Here is a 1233-nt window from a genome sequence, read left to right as displayed (position 1 = left end):
GGCCCTGCTATCGTTGCCGTTGATGGGAGTGGCGGGTCCGGCGCTGGGCCAGAGCCTGCAGGAGGCGCTGGCGCAGGCCTATGCGAACAACCCGGCGCTGCAGACGGCGCGGGCGCAGTTGCGCGTGGTGGACGAGAACGTGCCGCAGGCGCTGGCGGGGTGGCGTCCGAGCGTGGTGGTGGCGGGGAATGTCGGCTACATCGACGCGCAGGCGCGCTCACGCGGGATCTACGCGGATGTGGACCGCCAGACGCTGGGCACCACGGCGACGCTGACGCAGCCGCTGTACCAGGGCGGCCGGACGATGGCCGCGACCAAGCGGGCGGAGAACCAGGTGCTGGCGCAGCGGGCGCGGCTGCTGGCGGCGGAGCAGCAGGTGCTGGCCGATGTGGTGGCGGCCTATGTGGCGGTGATCCGCGACCAGGAGACGCTGCGGCTGAACGTGAACAACGTGCAGGTGCTGCAGCGTCAGCTGGACGCGACGAACGAGCGCTTCCGGGTGGGCGAGATCACGCGCACCGACGTGGCGCAGGCGGAGAGCCGGCTGGCCGGGGCGCGCTCGGCGCGGGCCAATGCCGAGGGCACGCTGCAGATCAGCCGGGCGACCTTCCGGCGGGTGGTGGGGCTGGCGCCGGAGCGGCTGGTGGCGCCGCAGCCGTTGTCGGTGCCGGTGCGCGCCGGGGGCGAGGCGGCGGAGCTGGCGATGCGCAACAACCCCGCGGTGGTGGCCTCGCTGTTCGACGAGGCGGCGGCGCGCGACGCGGTGGATGTGCAGATGGCGGCGCTGCTGCCGCAGCTGAGCCTGCAGGCGCAGGCCTTCCGGCAGGACAACAGCCAGCAGCCGCACAGCCGGGTGACCGGGCAGCAGATCACCGCCAACCTGTCGGTGCCGCTGTACCAGGGCGGCGCCGAGCACGCGGCGGTGCGGCAGGCGCGGCAGGACGCGGTGCGGCTGCGCCAGGTGGTGGACGACCAGCGGCGGCAGGCGATGCAGCAGGCGACGCAGGCCTGGGAGCAGCTGCAATCGGCGCGCGCCCAGGTGGAGAGCGTGCGCTCGCAGATCCGCGCCGCCGAGATCGCCCTCGACGGCGTGCAGCGCGAGGCGGTGGTCGGCAGCCGCACCACGCTCGACGTGCTGAACGCCGAGCAGGAACTGCTCAACGCCCGCGTCAGCCTGGTCCAGGCGCTCTCCAGCGTGGTCACCGCCAGCTACACCGTCGCCGCCTCCCTCGG

1 protein-coding gene is annotated in these 1233 nt (G+C 74.0%); it reads left to right on the top strand.

Annotated elements, in window-relative coordinates:
• A partial coding sequence (locus D9598_RS20855) for a TolC family outer membrane protein (RefSeq protein WP_198368399.1) occupies positions 1 to 1233 on the top strand: 1233 nt, incomplete at both ends.

The organism is Roseomonas sp. KE0001, assembly GCF_016107285.1.
Lineage (GTDB): Bacteria > Pseudomonadota > Alphaproteobacteria > Acetobacterales > Acetobacteraceae > Pseudoroseomonas.
The sequence above is the reverse complement of the archived record's forward strand: the minus strand, read 5'-3'. Positions and strand labels throughout refer to the sequence as shown.